13 protein-coding genes are annotated in these 16,743 nt (G+C 67.5%); 4 read left to right on the forward strand and 9 right to left on the reverse strand.

Annotation, left to right across the window (positions count from 1 at the left end; translation table 11 throughout):
* Nucleotides 1–21: 21 nt before the first annotated feature.
* From NL241_RS28935 to NL241_RS28950, 4 genes are read right to left on the reverse strand one after another with little or no spacing between them, the layout of a single operon-like run.
* On the reverse strand, nt 22–1,962 hold the full coding sequence (locus tag NL241_RS28935; RefSeq protein ID WP_494395744.1) for an acetoacetate--CoA ligase: 1,941 nt from the start codon (nt 1,960–1,962) through the stop codon (nt 22–24).
* Nucleotides 1,955–3,085 (reverse strand): glycoside hydrolase family 76 protein, encoded by a 1,131-nt coding sequence (locus NL241_RS28940; protein WP_494395745.1) that lies wholly within the window; start codon nt 3,083–3,085, stop codon nt 1,955–1,957. Before NL241_RS28940 ends, NL241_RS28935 begins: the two co-directional genes overlap by 8 nt.
* 16 nt (nt 3,086–3,101) lie before the next feature.
* On the reverse strand, nt 3,102–3,746 hold the full coding sequence (locus tag NL241_RS28945; RefSeq protein ID WP_487694138.1) for a TrmH family RNA methyltransferase: 645 nt from the start codon (nt 3,744–3,746) through the stop codon (nt 3,102–3,104).
* On the reverse strand, nt 3,743–4,630 hold the full coding sequence (locus NL241_RS28950; RefSeq protein WP_487694191.1) for a hypothetical protein: 888 nt from the start codon (nt 4,628–4,630) through the stop codon (nt 3,743–3,745). Before NL241_RS28950 ends, NL241_RS28945 begins: the two co-directional genes overlap by 4 nt.
* 721 nt (nt 4,631–5,351) lie before the next feature.
* Here NL241_RS28950 and NL241_RS28955 point away from each other — a divergent pair.
* From NL241_RS28955 to NL241_RS28965, 3 genes are read left to right on the forward strand one after another with little or no spacing between them, the layout of a single operon-like run.
* The gene (locus tag NL241_RS28955) at nt 5,352–6,062 is read left to right on the forward strand and encodes a hypothetical protein (RefSeq protein WP_487694137.1); all 711 of its coding nucleotides are present in this window, start codon (nt 5,352–5,354) and stop codon (nt 6,060–6,062) included.
* A complete protein-coding gene (locus NL241_RS28960; protein ID WP_494395746.1) occupies nt 6,059–8,209 on the forward strand; it encodes an Rv1355c family protein in 2,151 nt (716 codons plus the stop codon). Before NL241_RS28955 ends, NL241_RS28960 begins: the two co-directional genes overlap by 4 nt.
* Nucleotides 8,210–8,213: 4 nt before the next feature.
* Nucleotides 8,214–10,067 carry a bifunctional diguanylate cyclase/phosphodiesterase gene (locus NL241_RS28965; RefSeq protein ID WP_487694134.1) on the forward strand — a complete coding sequence of 618 codons (1,854 nt, stop codon included), beginning with the start codon at nt 8,214–8,216 and terminating at the stop codon, nt 10,065–10,067.
* Here the strand turns inward: NL241_RS28965 and NL241_RS28970 are convergent, their stop codons facing one another.
* From NL241_RS28970 to clpB, 5 genes are all read right to left on the reverse strand, one after another.
* Entirely contained in the window at nt 10,068–10,937 is an 870-nt protein-coding gene (locus tag NL241_RS28970) for a hypothetical protein (RefSeq protein WP_487694132.1), read from the reverse strand.
* A gap of 30 nt (nt 10,938–10,967) precedes the next feature.
* Nucleotides 10,968–11,507 carry an orotate phosphoribosyltransferase gene (gene pyrE / locus NL241_RS28975; protein WP_494398410.1) on the reverse strand — a complete coding sequence of 180 codons (540 nt, stop codon included), beginning with the start codon at nt 11,505–11,507 and terminating at the stop codon, nt 10,968–10,970.
* 32 nt (nt 11,508–11,539) lie between these two features.
* On the reverse strand, nt 11,540–12,334 hold the full coding sequence (locus NL241_RS28980) for an SDR family NAD(P)-dependent oxidoreductase (protein ID WP_494395747.1): 795 nt from the start codon (nt 12,332–12,334) through the stop codon (nt 11,540–11,542).
* Nucleotides 12,335–12,347: 13 nt separating this feature from the next.
* Nucleotides 12,348–13,163 (reverse strand): trehalose monomycolate transport factor TtfA, encoded by an 816-nt coding sequence (ttfA, locus tag NL241_RS28985; protein ID WP_487694129.1) that lies wholly within the window; start codon nt 13,161–13,163, stop codon nt 12,348–12,350.
* A gap of 138 nt (nt 13,164–13,301) precedes the next feature.
* Entirely contained in the window at nt 13,302–15,848 is a 2,547-nt protein-coding gene (clpB, locus tag NL241_RS28990) for an ATP-dependent chaperone ClpB (RefSeq protein ID WP_487694128.1), read from the reverse strand.
* A 183-nt stretch (nt 15,849–16,031) separates the two neighbouring features.
* On the opposite strand from clpB, the gene NL241_RS28995 reads away from it, so the two are divergent.
* Nucleotides 16,032–16,658: a CYTH domain-containing protein gene (locus tag NL241_RS28995; RefSeq protein ID WP_494395748.1), complete on the forward strand. Its 627-nt coding sequence runs from the start codon at nt 16,032–16,034 to the stop codon at nt 16,656–16,658.
* Nucleotides 16,659–16,743: the final 85 nt, after the last annotated feature.

A 16,743-nucleotide genomic window follows, 5' to 3' on the forward strand; every position in this document is an offset into this window, starting at 1 on the left:
TGGATTGATCCGTCGTCTCGGTCACGTCTGGGCGTATTCGGCGAAGGCGGACAAGAAGTCGGGGTGATCGATGGCGGTGGGCGCGACGACCTTCTCCGGGTCGGCTCCCTGCAGGATGCGTTTGATGGGGATCTCCAAACGTTTACCGGTCATGGTGCGGGGGATTCCGGGCACCTCGATGATGTCATCGGGGACGTGGCGAGGTGAGGCGTGGGTGCGGATCGCCGAGGTGATGCGGGCACGGAGATCGTCGTCGAGATCGGTGCCGTCGGCCAGCGCGACGAACAGCGGCATCCAGTAGCCGCCGTCGCTCTTGTCGACCCCCACCACCAGGCAGTCACGAATCTCGGGCATGTGCTCCACCGCGTTGTAGATCTCGGCGCTGCCCATTCGGATTCCGTGGCGGTTGAGGGTGGCATCCGAGCGGCCGTGCACGATCACCGAGCCGCGTTCGGTGATGGTCAGCCAGTCGCCGTGGCACCAGATTCCGGGGAACTTGTCGAAGTACGCGTCACGGTAACGCTCCCCGTCCGGGTCGTTCCAGAAGAACACCGGCATCGACGGCATCGGTTTGGTGACCACCAACTCACCCGGGGAGCCGATCGTGGATGTCCCCTCCTCGGTCCAGGCCTCCACCGCAGCGCCCAGGGCCAGACAGGACAGCTCACCGGCGACCACGGGCACGGTGGGCGCCGAGCCGATGAACGCTGTCACGACATCGGTTCCCCCCGAACATGATTGAACCGGGATCGCGCGTCCCACCCCGTCCTGCACCCAGCGGAAACCGGACGCGGGCAAGGGCGATCCCGTGGAGCCCACACTGCGGAGCGCGGACAAGTCGTACTCGTCGCCCGGGCGGAGATCCTCTTTGGCGCACGCGAGCAGGTAACCGGCGCCCGCCCCGAAGACGGTGACGTGGTGGTCGGCGACCACCTGCCAGAGACGGTCGGTGTGTGGATGCGTCGGGCTGCCGTCGTAGACCACGGTCGTCGCCCCCACCAGCAGCCCGCCCACCAGGAAGTTCCACATCATCCAACTGGTCGTCGAGTACCAGAGGAAGCGGTCCCCGGGATGCAGATCCACATGCAGCGAAAGGTATTTCACGTGTTCGAGCAGCACGCCGCCGTGGCCGTGGACGATACCTTTCGGGGTGCCGGTGGTGCCTGACGAGAAGAGCACCCACAACGGGTGGTCGAAAGCCACGTCGGTGATCTCCAACGGCACGTCCGCCGACACCGCCTCCGACCACGGCACCGCGCCTTCCGGGACCTCCAGTCCCAGTCGGGGTATCACGACGGTGGCGACCAGAGTGGGCAGTCGGCTCTGGATCTCGGCCAGATCGGAGCGCTTGTCATGCTGTCTGCCGCCGTACACCGTGCCGTCGGTCGCCACCAGAACCGTGGGTTCGAGTTGGCCCAGCCGGGCGATCACCCCTCCGACAGCCAGGTCGGGGTTGCACACTGCCCACGTCGCGCCCACCGACGCGGCGGCCAGGAATGCCACGACGGTTTCGGCGACATTGGGCAGATATCCCACCACCCGGTCCCCGGGCCGCACCCCGGCGCGGCGCAGATAGTGTGCGAAAGCGGCTGTCTCGGTGCGCAATCGGTCCCACGACCACTCCGTTGCGCCGTCCTCCCCGACGGCCACCACGGCGGCCCGGGTGTCATCTGCGTGCCGGAACACCTGCGACACGTAGTTCAGCCTGGCGCCCGGGAACCACACCGCCCCCGGCATCCTGGCCTCCGCCAGCACGGTCGAGGCGTGCACGCCGGCCTTGATGCCGAAGAAGTCCCAGATCGCTGACCAGAACCACGTGACGTCGCTGACCGAGGCCTCCCACAACGACGGGTAATCCGGGAAGTCGCCGCGGCCCGAGTCCCGCAACCAGTCGGTGAACCGGGTGATGTTCGCGTGCGCCACCGTGTGGACGTCCGGATCCCAACCACCGGGCTCAGCCATCGTCATCACCGCCGGTGGTCGACACGGCGTAGGCGGCCTCCATCAGCATCCAACCGGACAGCTGCACCGACAGATCCCGCTCGGGCACCTCGGAGGCATTCACCGCGCCCTCGACGAACTCGGCCTCTTTGCCTCCCGCGGTCGGAATGGTGGCGGCCCGGTCCCACGAGCTACCGAACAGCGGCAGGCCGTCGACCGTCTGGCGGTTGTCCCACGCCGACTCCGCCGAGCGCTGCACCAGTGCGCGGGCTTGGTCGGCCGCCTCCTGATCGGTCAGCGCGGTGGCCGCCAGCGCCAGGTAGCGCGCGGTCACCCCGTGGAACAGCCCACCGTCACCGCCGCCGGCGCCTTTGAGTACTCCGTCGGCGGTCATGTGGGTGTCGATCGCCGCGATCAACCGGCGCACCCGTTCCCCGTGGCGCGGGTCCTGCGTGCGCACCGCCAGTTCGGTCTCCAAACCGACCACCACCCCTTGGCAGTAGGTGTACTGCGCCCGCACCAGCGACCCGGCCTTGATGCCGTCGAACACCAGGTTGGTCTCGGGGTCGATCAGCGTCGCGTCGATCCAGTCGGCCATCTGCTGCGCGCGCCGCAGCCGGTCCCCGTGAGAAGTCAGGTATCGCGCCAGGAAGATTCCGGCGGGGCCGTTGGCGGGTGCGTTGAAGAACTGGTCCTGTTTGCGCCAGGGGATGCCGCCGCCGTCCTCGGGCACCCAGGCCTTCAGGAACTGGTCGGCCAACTTCTCCAGCGCCTTGGGTTTGGCAACGCCGACCAGCCTGCCGGCGCGCTCCAGCGCCAGCGCCAGCCAGGCCATGTCGTCGTAGTAGTCGTTGGTCCAGGCCAGGTTGTTGCGCAGCCGGTGCGTGCGGATCTGGCGGCTGATCCGGGTGACACGATCCGGCTGGGGGTCGCGCACCTGGGCGTCGACCAGGCAGTCCAGCACGTGGGCCTGCCACCAGTAATGCCAGGTGAGAAAGCGGGTGTCCCGTGAGGTCGGGGGCCAGGCGACCACCCCGAGTTGGGTGCCCGGCAGGCCCCAGAGTTTCTTGAGATGACGGGTGGTGACCGCGGTTTCGGCTGAGGCTGCACGATTGGCCCAGACCTCATCGTTTTTTGCACCCATGAGCCTCGATCTTTCCTTACCAGGCGGCGTCGAGGTCACCCCAACGGCGGATCCAGGCGTGCATCGCGATGCCGGCGGCCACGGAGGCGTTGATGCTGCGGGTCGACCCGAACTGGGCGATGGACACCACCTGCTCGGCGCCCTGGCTGGCCGCGTCGGTGATACCGGGGCCTTCCTGGCCGAACACCAGCAGACAGCGCCGGGGCAGCTCGGCGGTCTCGAGCCGGGTGGCGCCCGGGACGTTGTCGACGGCGACAACGGTCAGATCGGCATCCGCGGCGAACGCCAGGAGTTCGGCGGTGGTGTCGTGATGCTGCAATCGCTGGTAGCGGTCGGTCACCATCGCGCCCCGCCTGTTCCACCGGCGACGGCCGACGATGTGGACGGTGTCGACGGCGAACGCGTTGGCGGTGCGCACCACCCCGCCGATGTTGGCGTCACTGCCGAAGTTCTCGATGGCGATGTGGAAGGGGTGACGCCGGGTGTCGATGTCGGCGACGATCGCTTCCCGGGTCCAATACCGGTAGGCATCTACGACGTTGCGGGTGTCACCGTCGCGCAGCAGGTCGGGGTCGTACCGCGGGTCCTGGGGCCAAGGTCCTTCCCACGGGCCCACGCCGGTGGTGCCCGTTCCCCACTCGGTGGGTCCAGGTCCGGTCATTCGGTCCACACCGCGGCCCGTGTGCCCACCACCGACACCGTCGCGTACAGCAGCGCGGCATTGATCTCGCCCTGGGTGCACAACGAGGCAGCCATGTGCACGGAGTTCAAGGAGGCGTCCGGAAGGACCAGCAGTGCGGCGCCGTAGGTGGAGCAGGCCGCGTTGACGCCGGGTGGTGGTCGCGTCGGTGCCACGATCACCATCATCGGTCCGCCCCGGCGTGCCGAGTCGTCGCGGTACTGCTGGGCGACGGCGTCGATCTGCAGACCCAGCAGCATGTAGCCGTCCCCCGAGAACGCCGCCGGATCACCCAGCGACTCGGGGGTGAGCGGTACTCCGTCGGCGCGCCATGCCTCGACGCTCGTCGTGCTCACGGTCAGCCCGGTGTCGGCGGCGTTGGTGGGCGGCAAGCCCACCGGGAATGCCGCGGCGTAGGCCGCAGCCGTTCCCGGTAGGCGCTCTGCGGGTGAATAGGCGTACACGCCACGCACCTGCGCCTGGTCGCGGATCGGGCCCAGGCAGACGGTGCCGGAAAGGTGGTCGGGTTCGCGCAGCGACAACGGTGTGGCGGCGTCGAGCACCGCGTCGCAGCTGCCCAGGCCGGCGGCTTCGATGGGGTGGACGAGCGCGCCGTACAACCCGAACCGGATGTCCTGGGGTGCCGCATGCGGGGCAGCGGTGTCGGTGGGAACGGCGTCGACGTCGATGAGAACGTGATCGGCCTCGAAACGCAGGTTCGCCACCGACATGTTCCAGCCCAGCACCGCCAGTGACTCGCCGATACGCGCCTCGCCCGCGCCGTAGGGCGCGGTACTGGCTGCACTGTCGCCGCAGCCCGCCAGGAGGAGCACGACCACCACCGCGAGTGCGAGGCGGTGGCGCAGGACTCGTGGGAGGTGCACATCAGCTCCAGCTACAGGTGTTCGGTGGACGGGAACTCCGTTGCACTGTACGGTGCTCGCCCATCGACCGATGCCGCCGCCAAGCGCCGCGTTATTCGCTAGATGTCAGCGACGACGTCCCCGAACCGCAGCGTCCACACCCCCGCGGCGGTTCGGCAAGGCTTCCCTGAGCAAACACCGGGGCGCTCCTCGATCTTCTTGGGCGCAAACATCCGGCCGTGGCGCGCTATGACCGGCAACCGGTTCGGGAATAGAGTCCAGCGCACTTCCAATCGATGAATTCAAGGGGTCGGGCGTTGGACCGCTTGGCATCGATCCGGCAGTGAATGCAACCCCACCTGAACCCCGAAACGCGAGCCAGCATTGCATGCTTTCTGACGATCCCGCAAATTTTGAATTCAGGACGCGCCAGTTGCTGTACCCAACCGTTCTCAAACACCTACTGACGAGTTCGGATGGCAAACACACGGTAACGGACACGATCAGTCCGCAGTCGCACGCCCCCGACTTGCGGAAAGGCGTCTGAACTGGGCTAACAGTCGGAAAATCGCCCCATACCGGGCGATAATTAGGAGTGCTGATTAGCACGTCGGGGGGACGCGCAAACCGAATAAGGCCGTGGCAAACGCCCGGCTCCAAGCCCGACAGAAACGGAAGCACCGTGACCATTCCGCATCAGGACGCCGTTACCCAAACTCTGCACATGCCGGCCAGTGCGAGTTGGTACGACAGCGATACCGACTGCACGATAGTGATGTCGCAACCTCAGAGCGAGCAGAATTTGTGGGCAGAATACCTAACCGGCGCACAGCGCAGCTACCACAAATACGGCGCCGATGCCGCACTGGACTGGGACGAGATCGCAGATGGTACCGGCACCGCCCTGTTCTTTGCCGCGATCGACGGATCGGGCAAAGTTGTCGGCGGTGTCAGGGCCAAGGAACCCTACCGTAACGCTGATCAATCCCATGCCGTGCTGGAATGGGAGGGCCAGCCCGGACAGGGCACCGTGCGCAAGATGATCAACGACCGCATCCCGTTCGGACTCTCGGAGATGAAGACCGCGTGGGTGTCCGACGACCCGGATCGGAGCCGCGCCGTGACGACCACTTTGGCCCGTACCGCGATGCACACCATGGCAGTACTTGATATTCAGTTCATCATGGCCACCGCCGCAGCCCACGTCCTCGACCGCTGGCGCTCCTCCGGAGGGGTGGTGGTGTCCCGGATCCCGGCGACCCCGTACCCCGACGAACGGTACCGGACCAAGATCATGTTCTGGGACCGCCGCACCTACGCCAACCACGCCCAACCCAACCAGTTGGCCAAGGTGCTCACCGAGGCGGCGTACCTTGCCCCGGTGACCTATGGATTGCACGAGTTGCCAGCGACCTCCGCCGGTGCACGCCTGTGAGCCGACCCGCAGGCGTGGACGACACCCCTGGCGGAGCGCACAGGGCAACGCTTCTCGACGAGAGGGACCCGGAGCATCGAGGTGTGCTCGAGCAACTTCGTGCCGACCCGGCGGTCGAGGTCCTCGACACTCTCGCGCAGCAGCGCGACACGCTGGGCCGGTTGCGTCCCGCCGTGCCCGCTGAGCTCTTCGAGGAGCCGCACCGGTGGGCGTACTACCCGTGGCGGCGCACCGTCGTCGGAGTTCTGGGGCCGCGATCGTTCGCCGCGCTGCGGCTCGACCGGAACCGCAACATGATCACCGCCGCCGAGCAGGCCAGGCTGGGGCAGCTGACCATCGGCGTCGTGGGTCTGAGCGTCGGCCACGTCATTGCGCACACCCTCGCGCTACAGGGTGTGGTCGGCCGGCTCCGGCTCGCGGACTTCGACGAACTCGAGCTCTCCAACCTGAACCGGGTGCCTGCGACAGTGCTCGATCTCGGTCTCAACAAGGCCGTCATCGCCGCCCGCAGGATCGCCGAGCTGAACCCTTACCTGCAGGTGGAAGCGGATACCCACGGGCTGAGCACCGAGTCGGTGGACCGGTTCTTCCAGGGTCTGAACATCGTGATCGACGAGTGCGACTCCCTGGACATGAAAGTCGTCATTCGGGAGGCTGCGCGGGAACGGAAACTGCCCGTACTGATGTCGACCGGAGACCGGGGCCTGATCGACGTGGAGCGCTTCGATCTCGAGCCGGATCGCCCGATCCTGCACGGGCTCCTGCGCGGTATCGATTCGGCCCAGATGGCCGGCTTGTCGACACGTGACAAGATTCCCCACATGCTCCGGTTCATCGACGTGGCGCACTCGTCGGCACGCGGGGCCGCGTCGATGCTCGAGGTGAACTCCACGCTGACCACGTGGCCGCAGCTCGCGGGCGAAGTGATCCTGGGCGCCACCTCGGTTGTCGAGGGGGTGCGCCGCATCGGGCTCGGCGAGCCCCTGCAGTCCGGGCGGTCGCGCATCGACGTCAGCGCCGCCCTCGATGACCTGGATCAGCCACTGCCGCCGCGGGATCTGGTGGCCACCGAGGCCGTCGCCGAAGCCGGCGGCGCCTCTCCCGCTGAGATCGTCGCCGCTGCGGCCGTGCGGGCGCCCTCAGGCGGCAATACGCAGCCGTGGCGGATCAGCACCACCGCCGACACCGTGACAGTGCACCTGGTGCCCGAACGGACCTCGAGGATGGACGTCGGCTACCGCGCCAGTGCGGTGGCGCTGGGCGCGGCGGTGTTCAACGCCCGTGTCGCCGCGGCGGCAGTACACCGGCGTGCCGAGGTCACCGTGACGGAACTCCCGCCCGAGGCCGACGGCTCCCCGTTACGGGCCACCGTCCGGCTCACCGACGGCCAGACCGAGGACCTCGCGTCGCTCTACGAAGCCATGCTCGGCCGCGGCACGAACCGCCATCTCGGCACTCCGCAGACGCCGTCGCCCGAACTCACCCGCGTATTGCAAGCGGCGGCCGACGGTGAGGGCGCCGCGCTGCAGTTGATCGCCGACCGGCCGACCATCGACTCGCTCGCCACGATCCTCGCCGCCGCCGACCGGGTTCGCTATCTGACCGCTGAGCTGCATCGGGAGATGATCTCGGAGCTGCGCTGGCCCGGTGATCCCGATCCGGACACCGGCATTGACGTCAGCAGTCTCGGTATCGAACGCAATGACCTGGTGCTGCTGGATGTGCTGCGCCGTCCCGACGTCATGGCGTCCTTGGCGGACTGGGACGCCGGTCGATCACTCGGGGACGACACCTACGACCGGGTGGTCTCGAGTTCGGCGTTGGCGCTGGTGATCTTCGAGGGCGACACACTGACCGACTACGCCCGCGGCGGCGCCGCCACCGAAGCGGTGTGGATTGCCGCTCAGCAGCAAGGATTCGGAGTGCAACCGATCTCGCCGGTGTTCCTGTACGCACATGACGAGGACGATCTCACCGGGCTGTCGCCCCGCTTCGCCCCCGAATTGCGGGAACTGCAAGTTGCATTCAACGAACTGACCGATACTGCGGGTGCACGCCATGCGCTGATGTTGCGTCTGTCGGATACGACACGCGCACCCATCCGGAGCCGGCGCGAGGCCTACACTAGGAAAATGGTTGAGGCGTAACGGTATGTCGAGGCGCTTGGATCTCCTCGTGACATCAGTCGCCACGCGACTGATGGCGGCCGACGCTGAGACCCACGTCGAGCTGAGTACACAGGTGCTCGAGCACTTGGTCGAATACCTCGGTGTCGATGTGAGTTTCCTCCGGTACAACGACCACGAGATCCGTGCGACCAAGCTGATCGCGGAATGGCCGCCGCGCCCGTTCATTCCCGATCCCGATCCCATTGCGGTGGTCTACTTCGCCGACGCCGACCCTGTCTTCGCCTTCGCCGAGCACGCCAAGGAGCCGCTGGTCATCCGGCCCACCCCGGCCACCGACGACTATCAGAAGAAGATCGAGGAAAGCAGCGGCGTGGTCGCCACCTCCGGCGCCTTCGTCCCTCTGCTGTCCGGTGACGTCACCACTGGGGCAATGGGTTTCATCAAGTTCGGCGACCGCGAGTGGGGCTCGGAGGAACTCAACGCACTCAAGGCCATCGCGTCACTGTTCGCCCAGGTCCAGGCACGCATCCTCGCCGAAGAACAGCTCCGGTATCTGGCTGATCATGACGACCTGACCGGCGTCTACAACCGGCGCGCACTGATCTCCCACCTCGAGCACCGACTCAAGGCCGGCCAACCGGGGCCCGTCGCTGTCCTGTTCCTGGACCTGGACCGGCTCAAAGCCGTCAACGACTACCTCGGCCACAACGCCGGTGACTGGTTCATCCGCATCTTCGCCGAACGGTTGCGCGCCAAGGCCGGCTCGGACAGTCTGATCGCGCGCCTCGGCGGTGACGAGTTCGTGGTGGTACCGACGGTCCCCACCGATGTCGGCGACGGCGAGGCACTGGCCCAGCGCATGCAGGCTGCGCTTCGGGAACGCGTCGCCATTGACGGCGAAATGCTCACGCGCACAGTCAGTGTGGGCGTCGCACTGGGTGAACCGGGCCGCGACAGCGCCTCGGATCTGCTCCGCAAGGCCGACCAGGCGGTGCTGACCGCCAAGAACGCCGGCGGCAACAAGATCGCGGTGTTCTCCGAGGACATGTCACTCAAGACCGCCTTCCGCAACGACATCGAACTGCACCTGCAGGGCGTCATCGACAGCGACGCGCTGGTGCTGCACTATCTGCCCGAGATCGACATGCGCACCGGCGAGGTGCTGGCCGCCGAAGCCCTGGTGCGGTGGCAGCATCCGACCCGCGGACTGCTGTACCCGGATTCGTTCATCGCGGTCGCCGAGTCGATCAACCTCGCCGGTGAGCTGGGACGCTGGGTGATGCGCGCCGCGTGCGCCGAGTTCGGACAGTGGCGCTCCCGCGGCGTCGGGCTCGATGCCGTTCTGCGGCTCAATGTCTCACCGGTCCAGCTGGTAGCCGAGGGGTTCGCCGAGGCGGTGGCCGACATTCTGGACGAGTTCGGGCTCGCGGGCGAGTCGGTATGCCTGGAGATCACCGAAAGTGTTGTCGTACAAGACATCGAAACCACCCGGATCACTTTGGCCGCCCTCAAGGCGGTCGGCGTCCAGATCGCCATCGACGATTTCGGGACCGGCTACAGCGTGCTGTCGCACTTGAAGTCGCTGCCGGTGGACACCCTGAAGATCGACAAGAGTTTTGTGCACGACTTGGGCAGCAGCGCAGGCGATCTGGCGATCGTCCGCGCTGTCATCGCACTGGCCGAAGCTTTCGACCTGCAGTTGGTGGCCGAAGGAGTGGAAACCGAAGCCGCAGCCCGCACCCTGGTGCAGCATGGCTGCAACAGGGCACAGGGTTATCTGCTGTCACGGCCGCTGGTGGGTCCGGCCATGGAGGCCATGTTCGCCCAGAAGCGGATACCGGCTCCCATCCCGACGCCGGCCCCGGTGTCACCCTGATCAGGGCGACTCGCGAACCAGGAACTCCAGCCGGGCGAATCTGCTCGCGGTGCGGGAAACCAGTGCCACCTCGGCGGTTTCGCGCAGATTCAGGCCGGCGCCGTGCGCAGACGCGCTGACTCCGTCACGCAGAGGCAGCATCACCCCGTGCCGGGCCCGGACGGTGCGCTCGCCGTCGGGTGACTCCAGGACCGCCCCCACCACCACAGCGTCGTCGAACAACAACCGCGTGAACGTGTCCGCGGTCGCAGCCTGGTCACCCTGCGCGGTCGCCGACAGCCAGTGCTCCACGCTGTCTTCCGGGAGTTCCGGATCGAGGTCGATGGAGTCCAGCACCGTCGCCGCGATGGAACCGCCGGTCCCCGCGTAGGGCACCGAGAGAATGGGGTCGACCACGCGGGTGTACAGCAATCCGTAGGGCGACGACACACACGCCGTACCCCAATCCCGAAGTGCGGCACCGTAAAACGTCTCGAGCCGGGCCCGCCGCGCCGCTGGGCGCAGCGGCTCGCCCACAACGCGCGTCGGGATGCCGGAATGGGTCTCGGCCAACGGGCCGAAGTCCTCGGTCAGCGCTCGCAGATAGGCCACCGTCTGCTCGTCGGTGACCCCGAGTAGCCCGTCGAGGTGCTCGGCGTCACTCGTGGCGGTGTCGGGCCGATCGGACACCAGCACCTCCAGGCCGACCCTGCGGGCAGCGGCCGCGACCGCCTCACCGAGGCGCCCCCGGCCGACGCAGACGACGTCGACGACGTCATCCCACAGCGATTCGTCGATGTCGTCGATGTCATCGTGCTCGACGTCCGCCCCGGCGCGGCCGCGGGGCCTGCGGTAATCATGGTCGACATCGTCGACCCGGTACTTGGCCATCAAGTCAGCTGGACCGGCCGTCCGCGTCGCTCATCCCAGCCCCAGATCGCCGAGCCCGAGTGCACTGCGATACGGCACCCCTTCGGCCTCGATGATCTCTGCCGCGCCGGTGGCGCGGTCCACCACCGTGGCCACCCCGACCACCACGCCGCCGGCTTCCCGGACGGCCCGCACCGCGGTCAGCGGCGATGCCCCGGTGGTGCTGGTGTCCTCGACCACCAGCACCTGCTGGCCGGCGACGTCGAAACCTTCGATGAGCTTCTGCATCCCGTGGGTTTTCGCGGACTTGCGCACCACGAAGGCATCGATGGGCCGCCCGGCGGCGTGCATGATCGCGGTGGCCACCGGGTCGGCTCCCAAGGTGAGGCCACCGACGCCGGCGTACTCCCAGTCGCTGGTCAGTTCGCGCATCAGGGAGCCGATCAACCGTGACGCCCGGTGATGCAGCGTGGCGCGGCGCAGGTCGACGTAATAGTCCGACTCCTTGCCCGAGGACAAGACGACCCGGCCCCGCACCACCGCCAGGTCGCGTACCAGTCCGGCGAGTTCTGCCCGGTCGGCCTCGGTCATCGCAGGTGCTGTCACGGCTGTGCTGTCTCCTGTCACGTTCGTCCCCGGCCCTTGCCGAAGGTGGTGGCCAAGGCCCGGACCATGTTGCGCGGTGCCAGTCGGCCCACAGTGGTCAGTATCTTGTACTGCCAGCCCGGGACGATCACCACGGTGCCTCTGCCGACGGCCGCCAGGCTGTCTCGCACCACGTCCTCGACGGAGAGCCACAGCGGCGCCGGCGTACCGGCCATGCTGATCCCGGCCCGTTGATGGAACTCGGTGCGCACGAACCCGGGGCACACCGCGTGGATGGAGACGCCGGTGCCCGACAGTCCGCCCGCGAGCCCCTCGGTGAAGGACACCACCCACGCCTTGGATGCCGAGTAGGTGGAGCCGCGCCCGGACACCAGGCCGGCGACACTCGCGATGTTGATCACCGTGCCTTCACCGGCGGCGATCATGGCGGGTAAGGCGGCCCGGGTGAGCTGCAGAACCGCTGTCACGTTGACGTCCAGCTGCGCTTGCAGCAGCGCGGGGTCGGCGGTGAAGAACTCCCCCGATGTTCCGAACCCGGCGTTGTTCACCAGCACCCGGACCCCGGACGCCAGTCGCTGGGCCACGGCCTGGCGATCCTCGGCGACCGCCAGATCGGCGGGCAGCACCTCGACCCCGCGGCCGTGCCGCGCACGCAGGTGGGCGGCCAGTGCGTTGAGCCGGTCCACATCGCGGGCGACGAGAACCAGGTCGTATCCATCGGAGGCGAGCCGGCGCGCATACCCTTCACCCAGACCCGAGGTGGGCCCGGTGATCAGTGCGGTGGGCGGGCTGGGGTGTGTACCGGTAGCCACCCGACAACCCTAGCTAGCGCTGGTAATGCGGTGCTTGACGCCCGGTGCGCGGCAGTGGACGCCGGGCAGGTTCGGCCGGCGGCGCCTCCCGGCGGGTGAGCTCCGGGCTGATGGTGGGCCCGTCGGAGCGGGCGGGCGGCAGTTCACCCGGCCGGGCCGGCGCCAGCGGGCGACCGGGGGCCGCGTTCCGCCGTGGGTTTCCGGCCAGGGCGGCCTGCTGCGGAATCGGCGGCAGGACCCGCAACAGGTCGTTGAACTGGCGCACCGTGCGAAGCCCCTCGTCCCATTGGGCGCGGGTGCTGCTGATCGGCATGGACACCAGGGTCCAGTTCTGCTCGTTCCACATGATCTCGGCGCAATCGGGCGCGGTGTGGGCGAATGTCACCATCCGGCGGTCACAGGCGCGTCGCGCAGCGTCGAGATTGGTGGAGTACACCATCCGCGGGCCGATGGCACCGAGCAGCCACATGTCGTCCTCGCGGGGCTCTTTGAGGCCCTTGAGTCGCAGATCCATCACCACGTTGGTGCCCACCTTGCGGTGCAACGCGATGACGGTGGCGACGTCCTCGAGGTCGAAGATGAAGACGGCTTCACCGCGGATCTGTCCCAGCACGACATTGCGTGCGGTGACGTCACCGACTGTGGACATCACACCGCGCTTCCAGCGCTTGAGGATGTCGGCGGACTCCGGCTCGAAGTCGAAGCCATGGGACCGGGCCCACGACTTCCGGCGACGACCGAGCCCGCGACGTCGATCTTGATCGACGTACAGCAAAACCGCCGCACCCACGAAACAGAGTGCGGACAGCGTGAACCAGAGCGGGACCATTGCCCCCAGCCTACTGGGTGGGGGCCGTGTTGCCCGAACTCGAACGAATAACAGCTCGGTCACCTTCGGGCGCGGACAGACACAAACTCGCATGCTCAGCGCCTTGTGAGTGCGAGTCTGTGTCTGCCGAGCCCGGACCTAGCCGAGGATCAGGCCGTCGCCGTCGGCCGTGACATTGACCGGCACCACGTCACCGTCGTGCACCTCACCGGCCAGCAGCATCTTCGCCAACTGGTCGCCGATGGCCTGCTGGACGAGCCGGCGCAGCGGCCGGGCGCCGTAGAGCGGGTCGAACCCACGCTCGGCCAGCCACTTCTTGGCCGGCAGCGACACCTGCAGCTCGAGCCGGCGCTGCGCCAGCCGCTTCTGCAGCTGCTGCAGCTGGATGTCGACGATCTGGACCAGTTCCTCGGGGTTGAGGGCGTCGAAGATCAGCACGTCGTCGAGACGGTTGATGAACTCCGGCTTGAATGCCGCCCGGACCGCCGCCATCACCTGCTCCTCGGTGCCACCCGAACCCAGGTTGGACGTCAGGATCAAGATGGTGTTGCGGAAGTCGACCGTGCGGCCCTGGCCGTCGGTCAGCCTGCCCTCGTCGAGCACCTGCAGCAGCACGTCGAACACGTCCGGGTGGGCCTTCTCCACTTCGTCGAACAGCACCACCGTGTACGGGCGTCGCCGCACCGCCTCGGTGAGCTGGCCACCCTGGTCGTAGCCGATGTAGCCGGGAGGCGCACCGACCAGGCGGGCCACCGAGTGCTTCTCGCCGTACTCGCTCATGTCGATGCGAACCATCGCCCGCTCGTCGTCGAACAGGAAGTCCGCCAACGCTTTTGCCAGCTCGGTCTTACCGACGCCGGTCGGACCGAGGAACAGGAACGAACCGGTGGGCCGGTTGGGATCGGCAACGCCGGCCCGGCTCCGCCGCACGGCGTCCGAGACGGCTTGCACGGCCTTGCGCTGCCCGACCACGCGCTTGCCCAGCTCCTCCTCCATGCGGAGCAGCTTGGCGGTCTCGCCTTCGAGCATGCGGCCGGCTGGGATCCCGGTCCATGCCTCGACCACCTCGGCGATGTCGTCGGGCCCCACTTCTTCTTTGAGCATGACGTTCTCGCGGGCCTCGGCGGCGGGCAGCACCGCGTCGAGCTTCTTCTCGACTTCGGGGATGCGGCCGTACCGCAGCTCGGCGGCCTTGGCCAGGTCACCGTCGCGTTCGGCCCGGTCGGCCTCACCGCGCAGCGTGTCCAGTTGCTCCTTGAGGTCGCGCACCACGTCGATGGCGCCCTTCTCGTTCTGCCACCGGGTGGTCAGCTCCGCCAGCTTCTCCTTGTGGTCGGCCAGCTCGGCGCGCAGCTTCTCCAGACGGTCCTTCGAGGCCGCGTCTTCCTCCTTGGCCAGCGCCATCTCCTCGATCTCGAGGCGACGGACCAGCCGCTCCACTTCGTCGATTTCGACTGGGCGCGAATCGATTTCCATGCGCAGCCGCGACGCCGACTCGTCCACCAGGTCGATGGCCTTGTCCGGCAGGAACCGGCTGGTGATGTAGCGGTCACTGAGCGTGGCCGCGGCCACCAGCGCGGAGTCGGTGATGCGCACGCCGTGGTGCACCTCGTAGCGGTCCTTGAGGCCACGCAGGATGCCCACGGTGTCCTCCACCGAAGGCTCACCCACCAGCACCTGCTGGAACCGGCGCTCCAGGGCGGCGTCCTTCTCGATGTACTTGCGGTACTCGTCGAGTGTGGTGGCACCGACCAGTCGCAGCTCGCCGCGGGCGAGCATGGGCTTGATCATGTTGCCGGCGTCCATCGCCGACTCGCCGGTGGCACCGGCTCCGACGATGGTGTGCAGTTCGTCGATGAACGTGATGACCTGACCGGCCGAGTTCTTGATGTCGTCGAGGACGGCCTTGAGCCGTTCCTCGAACTCACCGCGGTACTTCGCCCCGGCGACCATGGAACCCAGATCCAGGGAGACCACGGTCTTGTCGCGCAGGCTCTCCGGGACGTCACCGGCGATGATGCGCTGGGCCAGGCCTTCGACGATGGCGGTCTTGCCGACGCCGGGCTCACCGATGAGCACGGGGTTGTTCTTGGTGCGGCGACTCAGCACCTGCACCACTCGACGAATCTCGTTGTCGCGGCCGATGACCGGGTCCAGCTTGCCCTCGCGCGCGGCGGCGGTCAGGTCGGTGGAGTACTTCTCCAGCGCCTGGTACGTGCCTTCGGGGTCGGGGCTGGTGACGCGGGCACTGCCGCGGACCTTGACGAACGCGTCGCGCAGAGCCTGCGGCGACGCACCGGCACCCGTCAGCAGTTTGGCCGTGTCACTGTCTCCGGTGGCCAGGCCGACGAGCAGGTGCTCGGTGGAGACGTATTCGTCGTCCATCTCGGTGGCCAGCTGCTGGGCGGCGGTGATGGCCGCCAGCGATTCACGGGACAGCTGCGGCGTCGAATTGGCGCCGCTGACGCTGGGGAGCCGGTCGACCAGACGTTGGCCTTCCGCACGGACAGTCGCGGGATCAACTCCGACCGCTTCCAGCAGCGGGGCGGCGATGCCGTCGTTCTGCGTCAGCAACGCCATCAACAGATGGGCGGGACGGATCTCCGGGTTACCGGCGGCGGTGGCCGCCTGCAACGCCGACGTCAGCGCCGCCTGGGTTTTCGTGGTCGGGTTGAACGAGTCCACGACACCTCCCTTTCCATGTACAACAGGGCCGCACGGAGGGCCCTTGAAATGCTTGTCGCCTTGCACAACGCAGTCAAGGTTGAGTCTGTTCCGCTCAACTCTAGGAATTTTTCGGATTCTTCGCCACCAGGACACGGACCGCATGCCCACTGTGACGGCCGTCAGTCGGGATAACGTCGCCAGATGTCCGACTCCACCCCTGGTGACTTCGAGTTCGAGCGCAAGTTCTTCCTCCGCGGAATGCCGCCGGTGGCGGCGTCCGACCCCAGCCCCCTGCTGATCGCGCAGGCCTATCTGTTCGCCGCGGACGGCTACGCGGTGCGCGTGCGACTGCAAGGACCGGCCCCCGCCGAGGTCAATGTCTCGCCCGCCGAGCTCGTCGCCGCGCTGGGCGAGCAAGACACCATCGGCACCATGACGGCCAAGGGTCCCGCCGCAGGCGGCACCCGCTACGAAGCCGAGCGTGATCTCGACCCACTGGTGGCGGGCCAGATCGTCTCGCGTGCCGAGCATGTCATCGTCAAGATCAGGTCATCGGTCTGGCTGGGCGAAGACGGCTGGGTCATCGACCGGTTCCTGGGCGGCAACGCGCCGCTACTGCTGGCCGAGGTCGAACGTGACGGGCCGGTGCTCGATCTGGCCATCCCCTCGTTCTGCACCACCGAGGTGTCCGAGGACGACCGGTTCCGCAACGACCATTTGGCGCACCACCCGTACAGCTCCTGGGCCGAGGACTACCTGAGCGAGCTGGACCTGCTCGGGCCGAGATTCGTCGACAACCTGGGACGCAATCAGTTCGAGGGCAGCTGACCAACCCGAAGCGCGAGCGCGCGGTGCCGTTACCTCAACCGCGAGTTGAATACATCCGCTCAGCCTGAGTTGAACTATTTCTTAA

It is taken from the genome of Mycolicibacterium sp. SMGY-1XX, from assembly GCF_059132455.1.